General features: G+C 66.1%; 13 protein-coding genes. 5 read left to right on the top strand and 8 right to left on the bottom strand.

From position 1 onward, the window contains the following. Nucleotides 1–94: 94 nt before the first annotated feature. The 4 genes from ACPDIX_RS06355 to ACPDIX_RS06370 all read left to right on the top strand — a co-directional run bounded on the left by ACPDIX_RS06355 (nucleotide 95) and on the right by ACPDIX_RS06370 (nucleotide 9487). Nucleotides 95–589, top strand: coding sequence for a tetratricopeptide repeat protein (locus ACPDIX_RS06355; protein WP_423430938.1), 495 nt, complete (start codon nucleotides 95–97; stop codon nucleotides 587–589). Then, nucleotides 586–1956 carry a cytidylyltransferase domain-containing protein gene (locus tag ACPDIX_RS06360; protein ID WP_423430939.1) on the top strand — a complete coding sequence of 457 codons (1371 nt, stop codon included), beginning with the start codon at nucleotides 586–588 and terminating at the stop codon, nucleotides 1954–1956. The genes ACPDIX_RS06355 and ACPDIX_RS06360 overlap by 4 nt, the downstream gene beginning before the upstream one ends. Nucleotides 1957–2037: 81 nt before the next feature. Then, nucleotides 2038–3393 (top strand): hypothetical protein, encoded by a 1356-nt coding sequence (locus tag ACPDIX_RS06365; RefSeq protein ID WP_423430940.1) that lies wholly within the window; start codon nucleotides 2038–2040, stop codon nucleotides 3391–3393. 121 nt (nucleotides 3394–3514) lie between these two features. Further along, nucleotides 3515–9487, top strand: coding sequence for a glycosyltransferase (locus ACPDIX_RS06370; RefSeq protein ID WP_423430941.1), 5973 nt, complete (start codon nucleotides 3515–3517; stop codon nucleotides 9485–9487). Between the two features lie 169 nt (nucleotides 9488–9656). Here the strand turns inward: ACPDIX_RS06370 and ACPDIX_RS06375 are convergent, their stop codons facing one another. The 8 genes from ACPDIX_RS06375 to ACPDIX_RS06410 all read right to left on the bottom strand — a co-directional run bounded on the left by ACPDIX_RS06375 (nucleotide 9657) and on the right by ACPDIX_RS06410 (nucleotide 20214). Beyond that, a complete protein-coding gene (locus ACPDIX_RS06375) occupies nucleotides 9657–10328 on the bottom strand; it encodes a response regulator (RefSeq protein WP_423430942.1) in 672 nt (223 codons plus the stop codon). A 144-nt stretch (nucleotides 10329–10472) separates the two neighbouring features. Further along, nucleotides 10473–13484 carry a sensor histidine kinase gene (locus ACPDIX_RS06380; protein ID WP_423430943.1) on the bottom strand — a complete coding sequence of 1004 codons (3012 nt, stop codon included), beginning with the start codon at nucleotides 13482–13484 and terminating at the stop codon, nucleotides 10473–10475. 196 nt (nucleotides 13485–13680) lie between these two features. Beyond that, nucleotides 13681–14370: a type II secretion system protein gene (locus ACPDIX_RS06385; protein ID WP_423430944.1), complete on the bottom strand. Its 690-nt coding sequence runs from the start codon at nucleotides 14368–14370 to the stop codon at nucleotides 13681–13683. Nucleotides 14371–14373: 3 nt separating this feature from the next. Next, complete coding sequence (locus ACPDIX_RS06390; protein ID WP_423430945.1) at nucleotides 14374–15201, bottom strand: hypothetical protein; 828 nt, start codon at nucleotides 15199–15201, stop codon at nucleotides 14374–14376. A gap of 381 nt (nucleotides 15202–15582) precedes the next feature. After that, nucleotides 15583–16005, bottom strand: a complete 423-nt coding sequence (locus ACPDIX_RS06395) for a hypothetical protein (RefSeq protein WP_423430946.1) — start codon at nucleotides 16003–16005, stop codon at nucleotides 15583–15585. 166 nt (nucleotides 16006–16171) lie between these two features. Continuing rightward, complete coding sequence (locus ACPDIX_RS06400) at nucleotides 16172–17422, bottom strand: phospholipase A (RefSeq protein ID WP_423430947.1); 1251 nt, start codon at nucleotides 17420–17422, stop codon at nucleotides 16172–16174. 98 nt (nucleotides 17423–17520) lie between these two features. Beyond that, on the bottom strand, nucleotides 17521–19074 hold the full coding sequence (dacB, locus tag ACPDIX_RS06405) for a D-alanyl-D-alanine carboxypeptidase/D-alanyl-D-alanine endopeptidase (RefSeq protein WP_423430948.1): 1554 nt from the start codon (nucleotides 19072–19074) through the stop codon (nucleotides 17521–17523). A gap of 249 nt (nucleotides 19075–19323) precedes the next feature. Beyond that, nucleotides 19324–20214, bottom strand: coding sequence for a type II secretion system protein (locus tag ACPDIX_RS06410; protein ID WP_423430949.1), 891 nt, complete (start codon nucleotides 20212–20214; stop codon nucleotides 19324–19326). Between the two features lie 279 nt (nucleotides 20215–20493). Here ACPDIX_RS06410 and ACPDIX_RS06415 point away from each other — a divergent pair, with 279 nt between their 5' ends. Then, nucleotides 20494–22803, top strand: coding sequence for a tetratricopeptide repeat protein (locus tag ACPDIX_RS06415; protein WP_423430950.1), 2310 nt, complete (start codon nucleotides 20494–20496; stop codon nucleotides 22801–22803). Nucleotides 22804–23194: the final 391 nt, after the last annotated feature.

A 23194-nucleotide genomic window follows, 5' to 3' on the forward strand; every position in this document is an offset into this window, starting at 1 on the left:
CGCCCGGTTCGCCGGTGGTCGGGGTGAAGACGGGGACGACAGATCGCCGGCGTGGGTGCGAACACAACCACTTCGACAAGCATGAGGTGAGACGATGAAAGCGACCGTGTGTGAACCTCCCCGTTCCCGGACCTCCACCCGCCGCGATGCTGCTGCGCGCAGGGATGCGTGTCCTTCCCCGAAAAGTCGCGAGGCTCTCAAGTGGTGGTGCGTGGCCTGTGCGGACGAGTGGTTTGCAAGGGGGGAGCAGGGCGCCGCCCGGGATTTCCTGAAACACGCGGCCGATCTGGATCCGACCGACGACCGCATCTGGATCGCGCTGGGCTCGGTGCACTATTTGCTTGGCGAATGGGCCGAGGCCGGGATGGCGTTTCTGCGGGCGGTGCGGCTGCGGCCCGGCAACGCGCGCGCGTGGTTGCACCTGGCCCTGGCACACGAGCGGATGGATCAACCCGGTTTGGCGCTTTTGCTGGTCCGGCAGGCGCGGGAACTGGATCCCGCCGACGAGGCGGTCCGGGTGGCTTGGGAGCGGTTGGAAACTCGTGTGGGAGGGCTCACGGGTGGGCTTCAACCGGAGCCGTGCGTATGATGGTGGACTCCGCCCCAGCACCGGCCGTCCAGCCGCCGGAGCGGTCGCCTTCCGCCACGGAGCGCAAGTTGAAGGTGGCGGCGTTCGTTCCGGCGAAAGGCTCCAGCCAGAGGGTGCCCAACAAGAACACCCTGCTGTTGGATGGTGAACCGCTGTTTTTGCGCAGCCTGCGCAAGCTGCTGGCCTGTCCTTCGGTGGACGAGGTGTGGCTGGACACCGAATCGCCGGAGATCATGCGTCTGGCCTCCGAGGTGCGGTGCAAGATCCTGCGGCGCGATCCCGCACTGGCCAGCAACCAAACCGACGGACACCAACTGTTCTACAACGAGGTCCTGCACACGGACGCCGACCTCTGCGTGCAGCTGCTCTGCACCTCGCCTTTCATCCGGGTGGAGACCATCGAACGGGCCATTGAACTCCTGCGCAACGATCCCTCCTATGATTCGGTGGTGGCGGTGCGGCGCGAGAAACAATACCGCTGGGTCAACGGCCGGCCCTGCTATCCGCTGGATCGCATCCCCAACAGCGTGGAGCTGGAGGACACCATTATCGAGTCCATGGGACTGTACGTCGTGCGCCGGGAGACGGCCCTGGCGACCAAACGGCGCATCGGGAACCGACCCTATTTGTTGGAGATCGACCCGTTGGAGAGCGTGGACGTCAACTGGCCGGCCGACTGCGAGATGGCCAATCTGATAGCGGTCGGGCTGCGCGAGCAGGAGCGCCGGTTGTTTGCCAACCTGCGCCTGGTGCTTTCATCGGCACTCCTCTCCGACGTGCTGGACGACCTGGGCATCGCCGGCGTCCTGTCGTCCGAATTCAAGCTGAACCTTCCGGACCAGCGCGTGTTGGGTCGGGCCAAAACCCTGCAGATTGACGTTTGCCCGGACGATGCAGATTACCGGGAGATCTATGACAGCCTGCACCTCTACGATCACGTGGTGCCCAATGACGTGATCGTGGTGGCCAACCGCACCCCGGGTTGCGCGTTCTTCGGCGAGCTGAACGCCAACCTGGCCCTTCGTTCGGGCGCGGTGGGGGCCATCATTGACGGCGTCACGCGCGACTGGGCCGACACCCGTCGGATGGGCTTCCCGGTTTTTGCCAAGGGCCATCATTGCCGCGACACCCGCAAACGCGGAATCGTGACCGGTCGGAACAAGACCCTCGTGATCGACGGTGTGAGCGTGCATCGCGACGACCTGGTGTTCGGGGACGAGGACGGCATTGTGGTGATCCCGCGCAAGCATGAGCAGGCGGTGTTGGAAGAGGCCCTGCGGCGGAAGAAAAACGAGAGTGAAATCGTGCTGGCCATTGCCCGCGGCATGAAGACCGACGAACTGATGCGGCAGTTCGGGTTGTTTTGAATGGGCCGGAGGTGAAAGGCGCGGAATGCCGGCGGTGCACGGCGACTCGAGGAACCACGCGCCATCACAGGAATGGATCCGATGGACATCTGCCTTGCCACGAATCTGTTGATTCTGGACTCCGCGGCCCGGGGCTGGTGGCGGCAATTCCACCGCGCACTGGCCGAGCGCCACGTCGCTCTGGCCCTGTTCACCACCAATCTTCCACCGGAGACCTCCGAGCCGGAGCTGTTCGAGTTTCCGTATTTGATGAGAGACTATCCCCGCGTGTACCCGGGCCTGGAGCTGGGCGGAGGTTACGTGGATGGACACCTGGTGGAATGCTGGCAGAACGAGTGCGAGCGCTCGAGGAATGGCCGTTCGGGGGGGCACGGTGTGCAGGACGCCCTGTGGGCACGACAGTTCTGGGAGGGTGTCCTGGAACTTTTGGATCCCGGGGTCGTGCTGGCTTGGGATCCCTTCCATCCTCAGAGCCGGTTGCTCCAGCGGGTGTGCGTGGAGCGGGGCGTCGCATGGTTTTCCATCGAGCGGGGCCTGTTGCCGGGGACGCTCATGATTGAAAGCCGGGGACTCAACGGGTGGTCCGACCTGCAGACCCACTGGCTCATGGATCCGGCAGCCGTGGCGGGAATGGACGAGGCCCGTTTTGGTCGGCTGGCCGAATGGTATCGGACATGCCGACCGCGCAAGTATGCGGACGTGCCCCGGCAGTCGGCGGAGCGGCTGCGGGCCGAACTGGGAGTGGAAAACCGGAGGGTGGTCCTCGTTCTGGGACACTTCGACGCCTGCGGGATGGTGCCGGCCGCGAGCCGGGTCCGACGCTATCATGCACCGCATTTCCCTTCCACGGAATCCATGGTGATGGCGGTGTGGCGGGAATTGGGTGCCCGCCCCGACCTGGCGGTGGTTTTCAAACCGCACCCGTTGGATTTTCAACCGTACGCAGTGGCAAGGATCGAGGGCGTCACCGTGGTGAAGGAAGCCGATCCGTTGGCGTTGATCGAGCTGGCGGACGTGATCGTCGCCCAGTTCACCACACTCCAGTTCGAAGCCGTCTTTTACGACAAACCGGTCGTGTTGTTGGGCCGAAGTCCCTGGTGGGGACTCGGCGCGACCTACGAGGTGAGGACCCCCGAGGAACTCGGCGCTGCCCTGGAGGCCGCTCTGGCCCGGCGGGAGTGGCAGGAGCGCCGCAGCCGTGCACGGAAGTTCCTGCTGTGGTTGATGGATCGGTTTCTCTTTGCGTGCGCGCCGGAGGTCCCGGCGCGTCATGGTTTGGAGGATCTGGCCGGGCATATCGCCCGACTGGTACCGGGCGATCGCTCGGAGGCCGAGGTGCTCGAGCGCATGCAGACCCTGCGGACGGTTCTGGACGGGTTGAAAACCCGCCATCGTCCCCTGCGCAGGGAGCAACGGTCCGTGGAGCAGGTGATATGAGCAGGGTCATGGCATCGCCGCGCGTCGGCAGAGAACGGCAATTCGACCGGAGCACCCGTCCGATTCCCCCGGCGCGGTCGGGCCGTGGGGATCGGGCTGGAAAACACGGGAGCAGTTGTCCATGAGAGCGGAAGAGTGGCAAAACCTGCCCGGGGATCTGTGGCTTCACGATCCGGCCATCCGGCGTGTAAAGGGCTGGATCGAGAATTCCGGCGGCCGCGTACGCGCCGTCTCTTTCGATTTTTTCGACACCCTGGTTTGGCGATGGACGGAGCATCCGGTGGATGTGTTCACGGAGGTGGGGGAGCGCTTGGCGGCGCGCGGTTTGTTGCCGGGGCATCTCTGCCCGTCCGACTACCAGGCCTACCGCCGGATGGCGGAGGTGAGGGTCCGGAACCGGCTGCCGGGGAGGGCCGGCGGACTCGAGGACATTACGCTCCGAGAAATCACGGAGGAACTTCGAGCCCTGGGCATGCCCCTCGAGACGCTGGCCGCCGAGGAAGTGGCGGCGGAGGCGGATCTGTGCTGTTTGAACCCGGCCGTTTTGCAGTTTGCGCGATGGCTTCGGGGGCGGGGTCTTCGTGTTTTCATCGTTTCCGACGTGTACCTTTCGGCGGAGCACCTGGCGGAGATCCTGCGGGCGAACGGGTGTGACCCTATGCTGTTCCACCGCATCTACACCTCGGCGGACCAACGCGTTTGCAAGTCCACGGGCAATCTGTTCCGTGCCGTGCTGCGCGCGGAGGGTTTGCGTCCGGAGGAACTGGTCCATCTGGGAGACAATGTGCGGGCCGACGTGGCCGGCGCGTGGCGCGCGGGCGTGCGTGCGGTGGGTTACGCACCGGTCTGGCAACCTGCCCACGCGATTTTCGAGCGCGAGGGCTTTCTGCCGGGCCGGCCGCCGACGGTGTTCAGTTCGCGTTGGCTCCGATTGCTGGCGACGCGCCGGTTCGGCGGCGGGGACGATGCCGCGTTTTTTGGCCGCGCCGGTGCGTTGCTGATGGGGCCGGTGTTGTCCGGCTTCGTCACCTGGGCGTGCGAGGAGTTTGCCCGGGCAGGGGTGCGCCGTGTGGGGGCTCTCATGCGGGAGGGGGCGCTTCTGGGCCGGATGCTGCAGCGCGAGGCCGGGGCCCGCGGGTGGGAGTTGGAGGTTCGTCCGTTGTATGTGAATCGGACCTCGACCGATCTTGCTGCATTGGGCCGGCTGACGGCGGAGAAACTGGTCGAGTGGTTGGGCCGGCGGCAAACGCTCTCCGTACGGGCCATTTGTGAGCAACTCGGATTGGAAGCCCGCGATCTCAGGCGACTTCCGCTGGATCCGGAAGAAAGGCTCCAAACCCCTGACCGGATGCTGGAGTTTGCGCGCTGGCTTTTTCAGCCGGAGATCGCGCGACGCGTCGAGACACGGAGCGCCGAGGAACGGCGCAAGGTCCTGGATTACCTCCGCCCGTGGTTCGAAGGGATTGAGACCCTGGGTGTGTGCGACATCGGTTACAACGCCACCGCCCAGTATCAGATACACGAGATCCTCCGGCTGGAGGGCAACCCGCGGCGGACGTTGGGCTGCTATGTGTTGACGTGTGAAACGGCCGCGGCGCGGGCCCTGGAGGGGATGGACGTGCGGAGTTACCTGGGGAGTTTCGGTTCTCCCAGGGCGTTGCTGTGGGCGTTTCTGCGTTCGCCGGCTTTTGCCGAGCAGTTGATCAATGCTCCGTGCGGGAGCACGGTCGGTTACCGGCGAAACGGGGATGGCACGATCGAACCGTGTCTGAGTGACACGCCCCTGCCCCCCTCGCTCGTGGAACGGCAGCGGTGGTTTCAGGAGGGCGTTCTCTGGTATCAGACGCTCTGGTTGTGGGTGCGCGGTTCCAAGGGTTGGTTGGGAACGAACCGTCCGGATTGGTTGCGGCGTTGGCAGACGGATCTCCGAAGGTGCGACGCAGCCATTCTGGCGCGTGCGGCTGCATTCCCGTTGCCGGAGGAGGTGGAACAATTCGGCGCGCTGATCCTGGACGACCGGTATTTCGAGGGCGGCGTCCGGAGGCTGTGCAGTGACAGGGATCTGGCCCTGTTGCGGGAGCAGGGCTACGCGGGCCTCCTGCAACAGCAGGGGGTTTTGTGGCCTCAGGCGGTCTTTCACAAGCATCAGCCCAACGCCGCCAATGAATACTTCGCATTCGGCCGGGCCATGCTGCTCGGTGAGCTGGAGGGTCGCACGGTGCACGAGCCTGTGGAGCTGTTGGTGTTCATTCCGGCGGATGCGCCGGATGCATCCTGTGCGCATGCGGTGCGCCAGGTGCGGGCAGCCTGGCCGGACGTGGCACGAACGAAAGTCGTGCTGCTCGCAGGCAGCCGACGGCAACTTCCGGGTCCCCAACTCCGCGGCGCCTTGCAGGGTATCCGGAACGTGTGGATTTCTGCCGATTCCCACGATCCGTGGTTCGTTTCGGTGCTGGTTCAGGCGTGCGAATCCGACGCACCGTGGTTGGCGTGGTTGCAGCCGGGGGTGGAATTGCCCGAGCGTGCATGGGAACAGATGATGCGCGCGACGGAGGGCGGGCGCGTCGGTGCTGCTGTCCCCGGGTGGGCCGATCTGGCCGACCCGGACCGGCTTGGAACGGCGCAATTGTGCGCGGTGTTGCCCCGTTGTCTGTTGCTGCGCCGGGAGGCGCTGTTGGATGCGCCTCCCGCGGGCGTGACGGAATCCGATCCCGGTCGGGTTTGGGCCTGTTGGTTGAGTCAAATGGAAGCAGCGGGCTGGGACGTGCGCTGCGTTCGGGAGGTCCGTGCCCGGGCAAATGTCACCTCGATGCCGCGACAAGCAACGGAAGCCCCCAAGGTGGCGAACACGTCCATCCCGGAAGTGACCCCTGCTCAGCTCCGGCGGTGGTTGTATGGGCACGCAGCGGACACGCATGTTCAGACCCGGGAAGCGGAGATCGTCAGGAACGCACCGGGCCCGGTTTCGCACCGCCCGGAACCGGTGCGGGTCAATTGGGTGGGATCGTTTCTGGATCACGGCAGCTTGTCGCATGTCAACCGCGAGCTGACACGGGCACTGGAAGAGAAGGAAGGCATTCGTGTCCACCGTGTGCAGCAGGGCCGGTTGATTGATTCGGCCTACGCGCGGCTTGCGCAGAAGGTTTCGTCCGAGGCGGATGCCGGGGCCCCGGTGACGGTGCGACATGCCTGGCCACCGGATTGGCGTCGCCCGCGGAGCGGCCGCTTCGTGGTGATTCAGCCCTGGGAATTCGGGGCGTTGCCGGTGGATTGGGTGTGTGCCTCGGACCGGGTGGATGAATTCTGGGTGCCGTCCCGATATGTGCGGCAGGTGTACGTCGACTCCGGGATACCGGCTGAAAAGGTGGTGGTCGTCCCCAACGGGGTGGACACGGAACGATTTCGTCCCGACACACCCGCCCGGCCGCTGCCCACGTCCAAGCGATTCCGCTTTTTGTTCGTGGGAGGAACCATTGTTCGCAAAGGGCCGGACGTGTTGTTGCGGGCGTACGTGGAGGCTTTCAGGGCTGTCGACGATGTTTGCCTGGTGATCAAAGACTGCGGCGGCGCCACGCACTACGCCGGTCAGACCCTGGCCGATCGAATCCGATCCTTGCAGCAACAGCCCGGGGCACCGGAGATCCTGTACCTGGACGAAGAATGGCCTCCGGACCAACTGCCCGGCCTTTACACGGCCTGCCATTGTCTTGTGTTGCCCTATCGCGGGGAAGGATTTGGCCTGCCCGTGCTGGAAGCCATGGCCTGCGGGCTGCCGGTGATTGTGACGGCCGGAGGCGCCACCGACGATTTCGTCGGCGACGATTGCGGATGGCGGATCCCGGCGGAACGCCGCGGCATCGGAGATCGTGTGGGCGAGTTCCGGCTGGTCCGGCCGGGTTGGTGGCTGGAGCCGGACGCGGACGCTCTGGCGCGTCTGTTTCGTGCGGCTTACGAGGATCCGGAAGGTTGTCGCGACCGGGGCCGGCGCGCTTGCGAGCGCGCCCGTGATTACACCTGGACACGGGTTGCGGAACAGGTGGCGGCGCGGCTGCGGCAGTTGGCCGGGCAGGTGGAGAACGCGACGGCGGCCCCGGCCTCGGTCGGACGGGGTCGTGCGCAGGCCGGCACCTCGCGGATTGCATTGCCTGCCTGCGCGCGTTTGGGCCATTTGGGCCGTGCGCGGGAACTGGCGGGGCAGCGGCGTTGGGAGCAGGCGTGGAAGGCCGCGCTGGCGGCCATGGAAGAGCGGCCCTTCCATCCCGAGGCGTGGCTGTTGCTGGCGGAGATTGCGCGGTCGGTGGGTGCGGGCAAGGTGTCGCGGCAATGTGCCGAACGCGCCCGTCGGATGGCGCCGGGTTACGCGGCAGCGCGGCAATTTTTGAAACGCCCGGTTCATGGTTCGGCCCAGCCGGACTGGATGCGGCTGCCGGCCTGGGCTGATGGCGCCGCCCGGCCGAGATTGAGCGTGGGGCTGATCGTGCGGAACGAGGAGGCTTTCCTGGGCGGTTGTCTGGCCTCGGTCCGTGAAGTGGCGGATCAGATCGTGGTGGTGGACACCGGTTCGACGGATCGCACGGTGGAAATCGCGCGGTCGTATGGCGCCGAGGTGTACGAATTCACCTGGTGCGACGATTTCAGCGCGGCGCGAAACGCGGTGTTGGAGCACGTGCGGGGGGACTGGGTGTTGATGTTGGATGCGGACGAGGAGCTGACCGAGGAAGGTCGGCGGGAGTTGGCCGCGGCCCTGGAGCGGCCCGAGGTGATGGCCTGGCGGTTGCCCATGGTGGACGTCGGTCGTGAGGACGAGGGGGTCTGCTATGTGCCCAGGCTCTTTCGAAATGCGCCCGGTCTGTTTTACGTGGGGCGTGTGCACGAGCAGATCTTCAGCAGTGTGGAGGTGCGACGGCGGGAATGGGGGCTGGATTGCCGGATCGGCAACGTCCTGCTGCGGCATCACGGGTACCGGCCGGAGGTCATCCGGGACCGGAACAAGATCGAGCGCAACCTGCGCCTGCTGGAGCAGGCGGTGGAGGAATTGCCGGGCGAGCCTCATCTGCTCATGAACCTGGGCCTGGAGCTGGTGCGGTCGGGACGCGAAGCCGAGGGACTGGACCGTTATCGGGAGGCTTTCGAAGCGATGTCGCGAAAACCGGCGGCCGAGGTGGTGCCGGAGTTGCGGGAAACGCTTTTGACACAGATGGCCTCCCGGCTTCTCGGGGCCCGCCGATACGAGGAGGTGATCCATGTCCTGACCTCGCCCCTGGCCCGGGGCCACGGTGGGCTGACGGCCTCGATGCACTTTGCGCTGGGCCTGGCGCATCTGGAGCGGGGGCAGTTCAGTGAGGCTGCCGACCAGATGCGCCAGTGCCTGGCCAAGAGGGACAGGCCGACACTGTCTCCGATTTTGAAGGAGATCCGGACCGCTGCGCCGCATCATTGTCTGGCCGTGGCCTTGTGGCGATCCGGGGATGCGGAAGGGGCGGAACAATCCTTCCAGACGGCCCTGCAAGGGCCGGGAGCGATGGACCGCATCCGTCTGGACTATGCCCGTTTCCTTGTGGAACGGGAGCGTCCCGTGGACGCGCTGCGCGCGCTGACGGAGTGTGTCACGGAGAAACCGGACTGCGTGGAAGCCTGGCGACTGGGCGGGCAGGTGGCGCTTTCGAGGCCGGACTTCCTGGAGTTTGCGCGGGATTGGACGGGTGAGGCCCTGCGGTACGTGTCGGCAGACGCCGTGCTGCGGGTGCAACGCGCCACTGCACTGCTCCTGAGTGGCGACTGCGAAGGTGCCTGGGAACTGTGGCGGCAGGCCGAGGGGGTCTCCAGCCATCCGGAAACGGTGGCGGCGCGCCTGTTGTGTGCGGCTGTGACCGGCCGGGCCATGGAACCGTGGGACGCATCGATTCCGGAGTCTGCGGTGAGCCGGGCCTGGCTGGGTTGGTACCAGCGTCTGCACCGGTGCGGCGCGCACAAGGTCCTGGTGCAGTTGCACGACAGCCTGCCGGGCTGGGCCGAACGATTGCCCACGGCGGCCCGGTGCCTGCAGGCAGCGTTGGAAGAGGCGCGAGACACGGCCGCGGCCGGTGCCGGGTGATCGAAGAACCCGCCGGTCGGGGCGGTGCACGCCGGCGGGACACCGCAACGAGGCCGCCCGGGCTTGCAAGCGTGCCTTCATTCGGATTCGCGCACGCCGGCAGAGGTCGGTCCTGAGCAAATGTGCCGGCGGGCATTCCGAAAAGGTTCTCCCGTGATCCAAGCCGGGTTCAAGCCTGGCGCGGCGGCCGGGGCGGTGGCGTCGCCTTTTCGCGGCCCAGGAACTTGGCCACCGCCTGAGTGCGGGATCGGACCTGAAGTTTTTCGTAGATCCGGCGGATGTGGTTGTGGACGGTGGCGTAGCTGATGTTCAGCAGATGGGCAATTTCCTTGTAGATGTAGCCCTTGGCCAGCAGTTCCAGCACTTGTTGTTCGCGGGGGGTGAGCGTGGCCAACTCGGCTCCCGCGGGTGCCGGCTGGCGAAAGGTCTGAACCACTTTGCGTGCGATGTGGCTGGTCATGGGTGAGCCACCGGCGTGCACCTGCTGGATGGCCTCGAGCAATTCGTCCCGGGTGGCTTGTTTGAGGAGATACCCGCTGGCACCGGCGGCCAGGGCGTTGAGGACGGTGTCGGTGTCTTCGTACACCGTGAGCATGATGAATTCCATTTTCGGGTGATCAGCCTTCAACCGGCGGACGCACTCGATTCCGCTGAGTCCGGGCAGGTGGATGTCCACCAGGACCACCTCCGGCCGTGATGCCGGCAGCTTTTCGATGGCCTCCTCGGCCGTGGCGAAATCGCCCACGCACCGGCAGGACTTGAAGCGGTTGATGGCCTGCACCAGTTGGGTTCGCACCCTGGGATCGTCCTCGACCACCGCCACAGGAATCACCGTTTCCATGTTTGACCGTTCCGAGGATGACACGCCCGCGGTTCGGCGGCCAGTGGCCAAAACGGGTCATGGCGGTTTCCGGCGGGGACGGAGCGCGAGGGCGTGCGGGGAAGGGGACGGCGGCTGCGGCCGCGGGAGGGGACGCGCTTGGGTTCATTCCTCCGTGGCAGCCGGCACGGGGCGAAAGGTTGCGCGGGCGGCAAAAGTGAAGGTCACGCGGGTGCCCCGGCCGGGCTGGCTTTCGATGCGGCAGCTGCCGCCGACCTCGGCCAACCGCTGCTGCATGTGGCGGAGGCCGTTGCTGTCGGTGTTTGCGTCCCCGACGTCGAACCCACGTCCGTTGTCCTCGATGACGAGTTGGAATCCGGCTGCGTGGGAGTGAAGCCGGACCCAAACCTCGGAGGCCTGGGAATGTTTGACCACGTTGTGGAGGGCTTCCTTGCACGCGAGGTAGAGGTGATGCCGCGTTTCGGCAGAGAGCGGCACGTCCGGGACCTCCAGGGGCACGTCCCATCGGCATCGGATGCCGGCTCGATTGAGCTGCTCCTGAGCGTAGCGGTTCAGGTAGGTGAGGAGGCTTTCCAGGCTGTCATGGCGGGGGTTGTTGGCCCAGACCACCTCGTCCATCGCACGGGTGAGGCGGCGGGCGCAGTCGGCGATCTGATCGGCCAGGGCGCGGAGGGCCGGTGCGGAGGTGCTCTCCTCGCGGAGGGTGTCGCTGAGCAGGATGATTTCGGTGAGCCCGCTGCCGAGGTCGTCGTGGATGTCGCGGGCGATGCGCTGCCGTTCCAAATCCATCGCCCGCTGCCAGCGGAGTTGTTCCATCCGTCGCCGGGACCGGTTGCGTTCCCAACGCCAGACGCCGAGGCTGATCAGGGCCGTCAGCCCGACCATGCCGGCGATTTGCACCGGGCGCCGCTCCCACCAGCGGGGCCGGATCCGGAGGTGGAACGGCTCGGCGGATTCGATCCAGGTCCCGTCCGCGCCCGCTGCCCAAACATGGAAGGTGTACCGGCCCGGGGGCAGCCGGTTGTAAAAGGCCACACGGCGGTGTCCGGCTTCCACTGGTTGCGGGTCCAGTCCCACCAATTGGTACCGGTACCGGATGCGTTCGGGCGCCAGGAGATTGGGCGACGTGTAGTGGAGCTCGAAGGAGACCGCGCCGGAGAGGATTTCCAAGGGGCTGCCGGGTATCCATGGCTCGGTGCGATCGTCCACGCGGACGGCCACCATGCGGGGCGGGCGCACCGGTGGCGGGTTCAGGAAGCGTTCGGGTCGAAACCGGACGATGGCCGATCCGTTTGGGAACAGCAGGGTGCCGTCCGATGCAATGGCGGCGCTGGGTTGGCCCAGACCGGTGCAGACCTTGAAAGGCAATCCGTCCTGGGGCGTCAAACGAAACGTGCGCAGCCGACCGGCCGGGTTGTCGGGCGGCGGCAGTTCGCCGGGGTGCAGGGCAAAGATTCCGTTTTCGCTGCCGATCCAGAAGCGATCTTGGAAGGGCACCAGGCTCATGAGGTGGTCGGTTGGCAGACCTTCGGCCGATGACCATGTCCGGAGGCCGCTGTCGTCGAGACAGCCGAGGCCGTCGCCGAGGGTGACGAACCAGAGGCGGCCTGCGGCATCGAATGCCATGCCGCGGATATTGCGCAGGGCCGGACTGTTGGTCACCTGGACCGGCTCGAAAAGATCCCCCTCCTGGCGGAACAGTCCTTCCCCGGGGACGGCCACCCAGAGGCGGCCTTCCGGGTCTTCTGTGATGGCGCGCGCGGGCGTGAGGGGGAGACCTGCGTCGGGGCCGTACACGCGCACCTCCTCGCCGTGGAGACAGGCCAGTCCACCCTGGGTTCCCGCCCAGATTCGGCCGCTGCGGTCCTCGTGGAGGGCGGTTGTGGTCTGGCGCAGGACGGGCGTTTCGGATGGCATTTCCCATTGCTGTTGCCGCAGGCGATACAGGCCACCGAAGGTACCGACCCAGAGCGTTCCGCTCCGATCGGACAGAAGGACAGCGACGTAACTCTCTGCGGGTCCGGGCTCGGGACCGACCCGCCGCCATCCGTTGCCTTCCCAGAGGAAGAGACCGGCGCCGTCGGTGCCTCCCCAGAGACGCCCCTCGGCATCCACCGTGGCGCAGAGGAACACGTGCGGCCGATACCGCGGCGGCAAGGGGAAAACGGCCACCGGCCGGGGGCGGACCTGCAGGAGGCCGAGCGTGCGCGTACCGATCCAGATGGTGCCGTGGGCATCCTCCATCAGACACAGGACCTGAAGTTGTGCCGGTGGCAGGTCGGCGGATACCTCCAGCCAACCTGCTCCCGGGTCGTGGACAAAGACGCCCCCTCCTGCAGTGGCGCACCAGAGTCGGCGGGCCTGGTCTTCCCAGATGGCCTGGGCACGGGACCGGGTGGACTCCTGTGGCCACGGGTAAGGTGCCAGAGGTTCGGACCAGGCACCGTCCCGGTACAGGAACAGATGCGTGCCGCGCGAACCCATGGGGTGTGCCGTGAGGGTCGCCACCCAAAGCCCGCCGTCCCGCGCCGGTGTGATCATGCGGACAGGGAGGGGAACCGGGCCCGGTGTCGGCACCACCTCCCATTGGTTGGTGGTCTTGCGACACAATTGGCCGCCGGCGATGGCCCAGAGTTGGTCTGTGGCATCACGGATGACCAGGTTGACGGTTGGCGAGGGGAGCCCCTGGTCCGGTCCGTAGGCATCGGTGGTGCCGGTCGGTCCCACTCGCAGGAGTCCCGCGCCGTCGGTGGCCAGCCAGAGTGCGCCGTCCCGGTCGTCGGTGATGGCCAGGATGCTCCGGCCCTGCGTGGCTCGTTCACCATGGAGACTCACGCGATGCCAGCGGCCCGTCCGCCAGGTCAACAGACGGCCATCGGCCGTCCCGGCCCAGAGACGGCCTTCCCGGTCGAGATGCAGAGACAACACCCGGTTGTCGGCCAGCGCAGGCGTGTTGGATGACTGGTAGGTTGTGAATTCGATTCCGTCGAACCGGATCAAACCGGCCGCGGTGCCGAGCCACAGGAATCCATCCGGACTGACGGCCATGGCGTTGATGCGTGGCGTTGGCAGGCCGTTGTCGGTGTCCCAACTGCGCCACAGGAAGTCGGTGGGCGTGCCGAACTCGGAAGCGCGGCTGCCGGGGGTCGGCAGCAAGGCCAGGAGTGTACAGGCGGCGAGCCCGAACAGACTCGCAAGGCGTCTTGTGCGCACAGAGCCGGACCGTCGGCTTCCACCTGTCATGAGCATGCACACTGTAGGGTTCTCGGCCGCCCTTCACAAGGGGCCCGCTGCCAGAGAGGGGGATCTCGACGGCTGCGCGGTGAGAGGCCCGGCCGGGATGCAGCCCGGATCACGGATCCGGGTGCCACTGGTCCACACCTGCCTCGGGACGGTAGGTGCTTTCGAAGCTTCGCGCCTCGGTGTGCCCGTCCACATACAGGTAGAGCGAACGAGGGCCGTGCCTGTTCCGGGGAACGTCGGTCACATCCTCGGGACAACCCCAAAAGTTGGGCATGAGATGGTCGGTCTGCGTGTCGTTCTCGGACAGAAGAATGGTCTCGCTCGGGCGGCGGACCTGTCCGACTCGTCGCCAGGTCCTGGGTTTGCCGGGGTAGTCGTCCAACGGGCCGAGTTCGAAATAGACGTTCAGCCCGTAGCTCCAGCCGTCCGGCCGACGATCAGCCGGGCAGCGATACAGGGTGGTGCGCAGGTTGGTCCAGGTCTCGATCCGGGCACCCAGGTAGGGTGCAATGGCCACACCCCACGGGCGCTGCCGGTGGGCAAAGGCGGAGTGCTGACTGCGGGGCCACTCGTCCTCGTGGTCCGCCGCGTACATGCGGAGCGCCAGACCCATCTGGCGGAGTTGCCCGGCGCAGACGGCGCTCTGCGCCCGTGTCTTTGCGCGGGCCAGTGCCGGCAGGAGCATGGCGGCCAGCAGCCCCACGACGGCCAGCACAATCAACAACTCCAACAACGTAAACCCGCCGCACCCGTGCAGGAAACCTGCACGGGCGCGGCGACCTCGAGCCGGGGCGTGCATGGATCAGCGGGCCAGACGGAGCCGGTAAAACTTCTTTCCACCGGCAGGTTCGATGGAGACGGACCATCGGCCGTTTTCCAGAACCGGCTGTGCGAGGACAGGTTGCCAGGTCGAGGGCCGCAGGTCCTCGGTTTGCTCCAGTTCCCACCCCTGGGCGGAGCCGTCCCAGCTCAACCGGATAACCGCACCGGCAGCCGGGCGGATGTGCAGTGTGGGCCGGCCGTCCGGCAGGTTGGTCCAGCGAAGCACAAAAGGTCCGGTGGAACTGCCGGGCAAGGGTTCCCCGGTGAGGGTGTCCGCCAGATAGGCCTCGAAGACCGCCTCGTAGCTGTTTGTGCCCGGAGGCGCCGTGACCGCCGGGTGAAACATCAGGCCGTTCCACGCCAGGGCATCAGGGGAACCGGCCGTTCCGAAGATCGGTTCCCACATTTTGGGTTCGGAACCGGAGTAGCGATGGAAGCCGAGTTCGGGAGGACCATCGATCTTGCGGATGTGGATCTGGACACCTTCCGGCAGGGGATCCGTCATCGCGTCCATGATGAACCCGTAACGCCGGCTGAAGGAGTATCCGCGTCGCGAAGGATCGAGATCCTCGAACCATGGATCGGCAGGATCGAAGTGGTCACCGGGGTGACTGACCAGCAGAGGGGTTAGTTGGGGCACCTCCACGGGCACGGTGACATAAAGCCGGTTTTCCCCGGCTCGGTAGGAGATCATGGGCATGACCATGCCACCCTGCATGGGGACCGTGGTGAGCACTGCCGCCGGCAGTTGCGGCAGGAGTGTGCCGGTCAAAAGTGCCGTCAGAACGAGGCTTGGGTGGAGACGCATTCCGGTTGAACGCGGTGCAAGTGAGTGTCGTTGTTGGTACAAAACTTTCATGACTTGTCTTGGGATTGCGGAGCAGGCCGGGTTTCACAGGGTCAGATTCCGTCCGGACATCCGCCGAGGCGCGGCCTGCGTGACCGTGGCCTGCTCCCGGACTCACCCGGTCGGGGCCGGATCGGCGGAGGTCTTTCGATATGCGGGTGGGGATGCGAGCCGTTTCGTCAGAGGACCGGTGACTGGCCGGCTTGTCGGAGAGCCGGTGTTGTGGCCCGGATCCGCCGGTGCCGATGCCACGGGCGGATGCGCAGCCCGGGCCCGGCTTGAGTGGGTTCGATCAGGCCCGGGCGGTTTGTACCCGCCGGCATCGAAGCAGGTGCGGATGGCTCAGTCTCCCGGACAAGCGGCCCGGCTGCATCCCCTTTTCCACACGACCCTTGGGGGCGGGGTGAGAGGTCCCGGGTCGAAGCTTTCTGGCCGTGGTGGCGATTGCACGGGCAACGGCGCGACCGCGGGAGCCGCACACACCCAGCGAGACTTTTCGAGGGGGACCGGATCCAGTTTGGCCCGGTGCGGCGCAATCCGCTCGGACGATGAGTCCTGACCGGTCTGCCCGCCCTGCTGGATGAAACGACAGAGCGAACAGGGATGTTTGCCGTCGAACGTTTTTTGGAGTGCCTCGACGATGGTGGCGTTCCGGGAGTACCGGACGAGCATGCCGGTCCAGGCCACCGATTGCAGCACGGCCCAGTGCAGACCCAGCGTCAGGGTCAGCACCAAACAGGCAAGAATGCGGGCGGCCGCGACCATGCGGTCTGAAAGTTGGCGAAGACCGGGATGCCTGTCAAATGCCCGCCTTCTTTTCCACGACCGGGCGAGCCTTTGGCGGTCCGGCTGCGCGGTGGTGGTTCCCGGATCAGTGGTGTGTCGAGGTGGGTGCGGGCTGCAGGGCCGGAAGCCGGCGCGTCAAAATGGATTAGCGATAGAGCGACACGCCGACGCGGAACATCTCAGTGCGCCCCCGGTAATCGAGGAGGCTCTCGCCGTAACCGGTGAAGTACTGGGCATGGAGATAGAGGCTGAAACTCGCGCTGAGCAGCCGCATCATCGGGTAGGTCAGATCCAGTTGGAGACTCCCACGGTCGGCATCGTCGCCGAGGCGTCCCCAGGCCGAGAGTTGCAAACCGCGCGGCCAGCCGAGGACCAGGCGCAGATCGGCGTACCCGCGGTAGTCGGGCAGGTCGGGGTTTTCCTCCAATCCGCCCACATAGGCCCAAAGTCGGGGTTGAACCTTCAATTGCAGCGCGTCCGGCGGGCCGAAGGTGATCGTCGGGCGGAAATAGACGATGTTGAGGCTGCGCGAGTCCGCACCGCTCTTGCCGTTGGACTCGTGCTGGAACCCGCCCTGCAGGTCGCAGCGGATCCACCGCGCCGAGGGACGATCCGGCACGAGATTCTCCCAGCTCCATAGCAGTTCCGGCTTGTAGCTGCTGTCGAAAAACGGTTTGGACTCGCTGTTCCAGTCCCACAACGAGGTCTGGGTGTACGCCAGGTGCACGCCCCGCAGCCAGGGCAGGCGCGCTGCCAGTGGCCCCTCTTCGTTGAGTACGCGGTATTTGAAACTGATTTGGAACTTCGCATTGGGAGAGTCCATGCCGGCGATGAAATAGAACGGCTCGTAGGCGAAAAAGTGTTCCTTGAAGAAGCGGCCCGGTTCGAGCGAGGTGCCCACGCTTTCCGGATCCCCCTCCTGCAACCATCGCGGCCAGGAAGAGGACCCGGGTGAAGCCCGGGGCCCGGACACTTCCCGTTTTTCGATCCGAAGGCCCATGGCCGGGAGATCGGCCCATTCCCAACGGCAAAGTCCCTGGCCCACGGCGGCGGGCGGCAGGTGCACGCGATAACACTGCGAACGGAACATGCCGGCACCCAGGGCGACGTCGGCCGGGGATGCGGTGCCTTCCACCCCGGCTGTCACGTGCCATCGCTGGTTGCCGATGCTCAACCAGCCCTCCAGCACGGGGGGAAAGGTGCAATTGGAGGGGGATGTCCCATGATTCATGACCGCGAGTTCGAACGTGAACGTGCTTCCTGCCGCGACCGTGTCCGGCCATCGGGTCACCGCCCATTCGAGTGACGTCGCCTCCAGGTCGTGCACGCTCAGCAGGGCCAGTGCGAGAAAAGCTCCCCATGCCGGGCCTCGAAAGCAGTTGTTCCGGATGCGCATGGAGGGCACGTTGCCCCCGACGACGGCCGGCGTCAAAGCCGGAAGAAGATCGGCCGGACCTGCCGGGGACCGTTGCGGAACGGGCCCCGGTCAACCGATCATCGTTCGATGGATCCGGTGGACCACTCGGCCAGGAGGATCGCGAGGCGGTCCAGTTCGTCACGGGGCGGGGGATCTTCAGGGCCGGGTTGGTAACGATTGAGCAGGACACAAAAAGCCAGCGACCGTCCCTGTTCCGGGAGCACGTAGCCGGCCAGGCCGTGGGCCCAGCGCAGCGTTCCGGTCTTGGCATGCACGACACCTTCGGCGGCCGTGCCGATCATGCGCCCGGACAGTGTGCCGTCCCGGCCCGCTACGGGCAGGGCATCTTGAAAGACACCGGCTTCAGGATGTCGCGTCATTGCGCGGAGCAGAGCCACCACGGCTCGCGGGGTCACCAGGTTGTTGCGTGACAGCCCGGAACCTTCTTCCAAGATAACCTCGGAAACCGGGATTTGGTGATCGCGCAGAAAAGCCGCCCAAACCGGTGCTGCATCCGGTGGTCTTTCATTCCGCTCGTCCGCCGGAGTCGTTCCGCTGGCACGAATCACCGCCGCCCACAGGACGGATGCATGCAGGTTCTCCGACCGTTTGAGCATGGCCCGAACCAACTCCCGGACCGGGGCCGACCGCACCTCGCCGAGCAACGTCGCCGTCGAACGGATTCGGTGCGAGTCGGGGTCGGCCGGTCCCACCACTCGTAACGGACCTCCCACGCGCACGCCGCGGCTTTCGAGTGCCCGCTGAAAAAGCTCAAGGAAGAATGCTGCCGGTTCTTCGACGGAAATCGAATCCGTCCACGCCCGTGCGTGCGCCGGCAGCCGGCCGGTTACGAACACCGAGCGTTGACCGGGTAGACGAGTCCAGCGGACCTCGCCCTGCCGCCCGGGCAGCCCGGTGGTCGCAAGGTTGGTGATCCAAAGCTGGGAGGTGCCCGGGTACAGACGAACTTCACACGGGTCACCGGCATGCGTCCGGGGTCTGACCTCGAGGCGGACCCGGTTCTCGTTTGCGACGAGGTCCGACAGTGGTGCACCGTAGCCATGCGGGAGGTCTTCCCACGACCAGCCGGGACCGTACTTCTGGCCGCCGAGCCAGGTTTCCAGGGCGAGGAGCCCACCGCGAAGCTCGCGAATCCCGGCTTGTTGCACAACCCGGACCAAGGGCTCGAAGGAGCGCAGGGGCGGTTCGGCGTCCTCTTCCCAACGAAACCCCGGATCGCCTTCACCGCGCAAGATCAGGGGACTTGCGAGTCTGCCTCTGCGATCTGGTGCGCTGCTGGTGTAAACGCGTGTCCGCAGCTGGTGGTCGCCGCCCAGGCGATCGAGCGCCAGGGCCGCGGTAAACAGCTTGGTCAGGGAGGCCGGAGTCAAAAGCCGGTCTGCCTCGTGCTCATAGAGGACGGTGCCGGATTCCAAATCCATGACCTGGATACCCCACTGGGCGTGGCGGAAACGGGGAGCCGTCACGAGGCGATCCAACCGGTCCCGGAGCAGGGCTGCGGATGGCTCGGTGGTGGGTTGGCCGGCCGCCGGGACCGGCGCGCACGGGATCGGGCCGGCCGCTCCGAGGAGGAACCCAAGAACTGCCATTGGGAACACACCGCATTTCATGCCGCGCGGCACATCCTACGCGCGCCCGGCCGGCGGAGCGAGTCGGTGTGCGCGGCCCTTGTGGGGACCGGAAGCCGCAGGGGCAGGGAGCCGCACCGTCAGAGGAGGGGCGGTTCCTGTCGGGGCAAGCCTGGTGAATCGGCTGAGGCGAAGTTTCGATTGGTCATCTCAAAACAAGAACCCTGCCGGCAGGGAGGGGCTGCCGGCAGGGTTGCGGGAGGAGGTGTGGTATGTGGCAGGAAAAAGCCTTCAGAAGTTTGGCACCCTGCGACCTGCGCGATACCGCATCCACCTCAAGTCCGGGTCGTTCGGGGACGTGGGGATGTTAAGGGTGCTGGTGTAGCGGACTCCCGCGAACCGGGTCATCACACCCCGCCATTTGTGGATCTCCGAATGCCCGTCAGCAAATGCGAACCCGGCGGCCATGTTGTGGTAGGTTGCCGGCAGATCCACAAACTGGCTGGCATAAGGATTGAAAAAGCCGGCGTCGTTGATGCTGTCCGGGTGCTCGTCGCAGTACACCCAGGTTTCCGCCGGTCCCGGGTAGATGAAATCGGACATCTTCTTGATGTGATTGTAGATGCTGTCCCAGGGCCCGGTTTCTGCGTTGCCGTCGCCCACACCGATATTCCCGGAGATACTCCGCACCCTGTAGGGCCAACCGCGAGCGCGTTGGGCCGGACTGGCGAACTGATCGGCGGGGCAATGAAAAATCTCCGGCTTGTTCCCGATGTACTTCGCCAGTTTCGAGTAACGCTCGTCAATGAGGAAAAGGATGTTGGTGTTGTCCGGGCTGAGCGACCAGTCCAGCCAACCCACCACCCATGGCGCGTTCCTTGGATTATTGGCTGCGGCGCCTCCCTGGGCGTCGCCGCCATGGAAACTCATGACCAGCCGGTCGTTGTTGTCCGTGGCGTACATCTGCCACGCCAGCATCAACTGCTTGGTGTTGTTCATGCAGTAGATGCCCTGGGTCTTGGCCTTGGCCTTGGTCAGGGCAGGCAACAGCATCCCGGCGAGGATGGCGATGATGGCGATGACAACCAGCAGTTCGATTAGCGTAAATCCCCGCAGTCCATGGCGCCCGGTCGAGACCGGCGCTATTGCGAGGCGGCTCGTGGTCGGAAGAGGCACTTTCATGTTGGTTGATCAAGGACCAGTTAAGGTTTCCGCTCAAATCTCTATGTTTTCCTGCCGGGCTGTCAACACCAAGTTTTGGTCCCGATGACCGGGCCGCGGCCACGCCTCCCGGCGGCCGCCCCGGTCGGACGGAACCATGCGGGGTGGCGAGGGCAGAGACGTCGCTTTCGTTCGGCGCCAACGTGTTGGACCGGCACCCCGGCACGACCGGCGGTCCTGCCGGAGCGGGTGACCGGCTTTGGGTTTGTTCCCAACCCATGGACGCCGTAAGGTGCCGCCGTGGTACGGCGGCGTTCGCACGGGCGCAGACGGCACAAACCGGATCCCTCGGCCGGATCCGAGCCGGTCCAGCGGGACCGGGCGAAGGCACCGTCGCTCTCGCCGGGGCGGCGGTGGGTGTTCCGGGCCGCGGCCATGGGCGTGCCCCTGGTGCTTCTGCTCGTTGGCGAACTGGTGCTGCGACTGGGGGGAGTGGGCTTCGATCCGCACTTTTTTGTTCGCGACCGATCGGGTGGGGACAAGGTGTGGGTGGAGAACCCCGCCTTTGGCCGGCGATTCTTTCCGCGGCGCCTCGCGCGGGCCCCGTTGGCGATCCGTCTGAACGTCCCCAAACCGCCGAACACCGTTCGAATCTTCGTACTGGGCGAATCGGCTGCCCTGGGCGATCCACGGCCCCGGTATGGCGCGGCTCGTTATCTGCAGGTGTTGTTGGAGGAGCGGTTTCCCGGGGTGAGGTTCGAGGTCATCAACACCAGCATGACCGCGATCAACTCACACGTGATTCGGGAGATTGCCAATGACCTGGTCGGGCGGGCCGGGGACATCTGGATCGTCTACATGGGAAACAACGAGATGGTGGGCCCGTACGGCGCGGCCACCGTGTTTGGGCCGCGCGCACCACCGCTCTGGATGGTGCGTGCGGCGGTCACGCTCCAGCGACTGCGGCTGGTCCAGGCGCTGAAGGCCCTGTGGGAAGAACGCGCGGGCCGGGGAGGATCGCCCGCTGCGTGGGAGGGGATGGCCATGTTCCTGCACAACACGGTGCCACCGGGGGACCCACGGCGCGAACGGGTGCGGCGAAGTTTCGAAGCCAATTTGGAAGCCATTCTCCGAGCCGCGCGCCGCTCGGGTGCCGCCGTGGTCTTGAGCACGGTGGCGGTCAACCTGGCGGACTGCCCGCCCTTCCATTCGATGGACTCCGGATTGACGAATGAACCGGCGCGGGAACGCTTGGCGGAACAGTTGCGCCTGGGTGCCGCGGCTTTGGGTGAGGGTCGCATCGAGGAGGCGCTGGCCCGGTTCCGCGAAGCGATCGCCCTGGCGCCGCGCCATGCCGGGGCACATTACCGGCTGGCCAGGGCCCTGCAGGCAGCCGGCCGGGCAGGCGAGGCGCGGGAACACTATCAACAAGCTTGTGAATGGGATGCGCTGCCCTTCCGCGCGGACCACCGGCTCAACGAGGTGACCCGAACCCTGGCCGGCCGGTTCCCTGAAGGCGTGGTCCTGTGCGACGCTGCGACGGCCCTGGGGGAGGCGGCCCCCGGCGGTGTGCCGGGGCGGGGATCGTTTTACGAGCACGTACACCTCAACTTCGATGGCAACTATCGTCTGGCACGGCTCTGGGCGGAGCGTGTGGCGGATTTGCTGCCGGAGCCTGTACGGTCCCGGGCGAGATCGGAATGGGCGGATCAGGAAACCTGCGAGGCGCTGCTGGGCCTGACGGATTGGAACCGCCGTTCGGTGGTGTCGGAAATGATCCAGCGCTTGGAACAGCCGCCGTTCGACCGGCAGTGGGAACACGATCAGCATGTCGCGTACTTCCGCCACTGGCTCGCGACATTGGAGGAACGGATCCGCCACACCCCGCCCGAGCACGCGCGGTCGGTGTACGAATCGGCGCTGCAACGGCGCCCGGAGGATCCCGCACTGCACGAGAATTACGCCGAGTTCCTGGAGGCCACGGGGGATCGCGCTGCCGCTCTGGAGCACCGGCGCAGGGTCTGCGCGCTGCTGCCGCATCATTATTTTGGTTATTACTGCGTGGGCACCCTGCTGAAAGAGATGCGGCAGGTGGACGATGCGCTGGCGGCCCTCCAAATGGCAGCCCGTTTGAGGCCCGACCTGGCGGATGTTCAGACCGAGCTCGGCAGTGTGCTGGCCGCACGGGGTGACTGGGAGGCTGCGCGCCGGGTCCTCACCCGCGCACGCGATCTGGACCCCACCCATCCGCAGGCGCGGTTGTTCCTGGGGGCCGTACTGGCACAACTGGGTCGGCTGGACGAGGCAACGTCGGAACTTCAGGCGGCGGTGCGATTGAATCCGAAAAGTGCACAGGCACACATGCGCCTGGGCGAGCTCTGGCTGCGTTCCGGCCGCTGGGCGGAGGGCGTCCGGCAGCTGGAGGAGGCGATTCGTCTGGACCCCGGCCTGGACCGGGCGCGCCTGCAACTGGCGGCGGCCTGGTTGGCCCGGGGAGACCTCGATCGGGCTCAAACCGAGGTGGAAGCGGTCCTTGCGCGTGAACCGACTTCTCCCGCAGCGCTGCGTCTGAAGTCCGAACTGGAGCGCGCGCGACACGGATCGCGGTGAAGAAGACGGCTTCGGAGCCCCTTGTCCGGCCGGGATCCGGCGGACCCGAACGGGGTCGTGAAATGAATTGCTGCCGGCAACCGGCGGTGCACAGCCGGGCGCTGCAGAACATGCGGGCGCCCGAAGCACGACGGCTCCGGGCGCCCTGAGGTTGGTTGAGGACCAAAGTCACGCCCCTCCCAAGAGGGGCCACTCGTTGGGGACGGAACGAAGTTGCGTGCAGTTTGGAATGCAATGGCGGGCACCCTGGGCGGTGCCGCGCGGCGGACTTGACGATCTCAGGCGAACCAGTTGTGCGCGCGTAACCGGGTTCGGCTTGTATGCATGCCCGCGCATGACGTAGCGGTTTCTAACAGGGCGCTGCCACGGTTGCAAGACCCCGATGGAGGGC

Origin of the sequence: Limisphaera sp. 4302-co (genome assembly GCF_049537155.1) — a bacterium.
GTDB lineage: Bacteria > Verrucomicrobiota > Verrucomicrobiia > Limisphaerales > Limisphaeraceae > Limisphaera.

What these genes read in the sequence shown, in the direction of transcription:
- ACPDIX_RS06355 (WP_423430938.1), top strand. Translation starts at nt 95, where the DNA reads ATGAAAGCGACCGTGTGTGAACCTCCCCGTTCCCGGACCTCCACCCGC.
- ACPDIX_RS06360 (WP_423430939.1), top strand. Translation starts at nt 586, where the DNA reads ATGATGGTGGACTCCGCCCCAGCACCGGCCGTCCAGCCGCCGGAGCGG.
- ACPDIX_RS06365 (WP_423430940.1), top strand. Translation starts at nt 2,038, where the DNA reads ATGGACATCTGCCTTGCCACGAATCTGTTGATTCTGGACTCCGCGGCC.
- ACPDIX_RS06370 (WP_423430941.1), top strand. Translation starts at nt 3,515, where the DNA reads ATGAGAGCGGAAGAGTGGCAAAACCTGCCCGGGGATCTGTGGCTTCAC.
- ACPDIX_RS06375 (WP_423430942.1), bottom strand. Translation starts at nt 10,328, where the DNA reads ATGGAAACGGTGATTCCTGTGGCGGTGGTCGAGGACGATCCCAGGGTG.
- ACPDIX_RS06385 (WP_423430944.1), bottom strand. Translation starts at nt 14,370, where the DNA reads ATGCACGCCCCGGCTCGAGGTCGCCGCGCCCGTGCAGGTTTCCTGCAC.
- ACPDIX_RS06390 (WP_423430945.1), bottom strand. Translation starts at nt 15,201, where the DNA reads ATGCGTCTCCACCCAAGCCTCGTTCTGACGGCACTTTTGACCGGCACA.
- ACPDIX_RS06395 (WP_423430946.1), bottom strand. Translation starts at nt 16,005, where the DNA reads ATGGTCGCGGCCGCCCGCATTCTTGCCTGTTTGGTGCTGACCCTGACG.
- ACPDIX_RS06400 (WP_423430947.1), bottom strand. Translation starts at nt 17,422, where the DNA reads ATGCGCATCCGGAACAACTGCTTTCGAGGCCCGGCATGGGGAGCTTTT.
- dacB (WP_423430948.1), bottom strand. Translation starts at nt 19,074, where the DNA reads ATGAAATGCGGTGTGTTCCCAATGGCAGTTCTTGGGTTCCTCCTCGGA.
- ACPDIX_RS06410 (WP_423430949.1), bottom strand. Translation starts at nt 20,214, where the DNA reads ATGAAAGTGCCTCTTCCGACCACGAGCCGCCTCGCAATAGCGCCGGTC.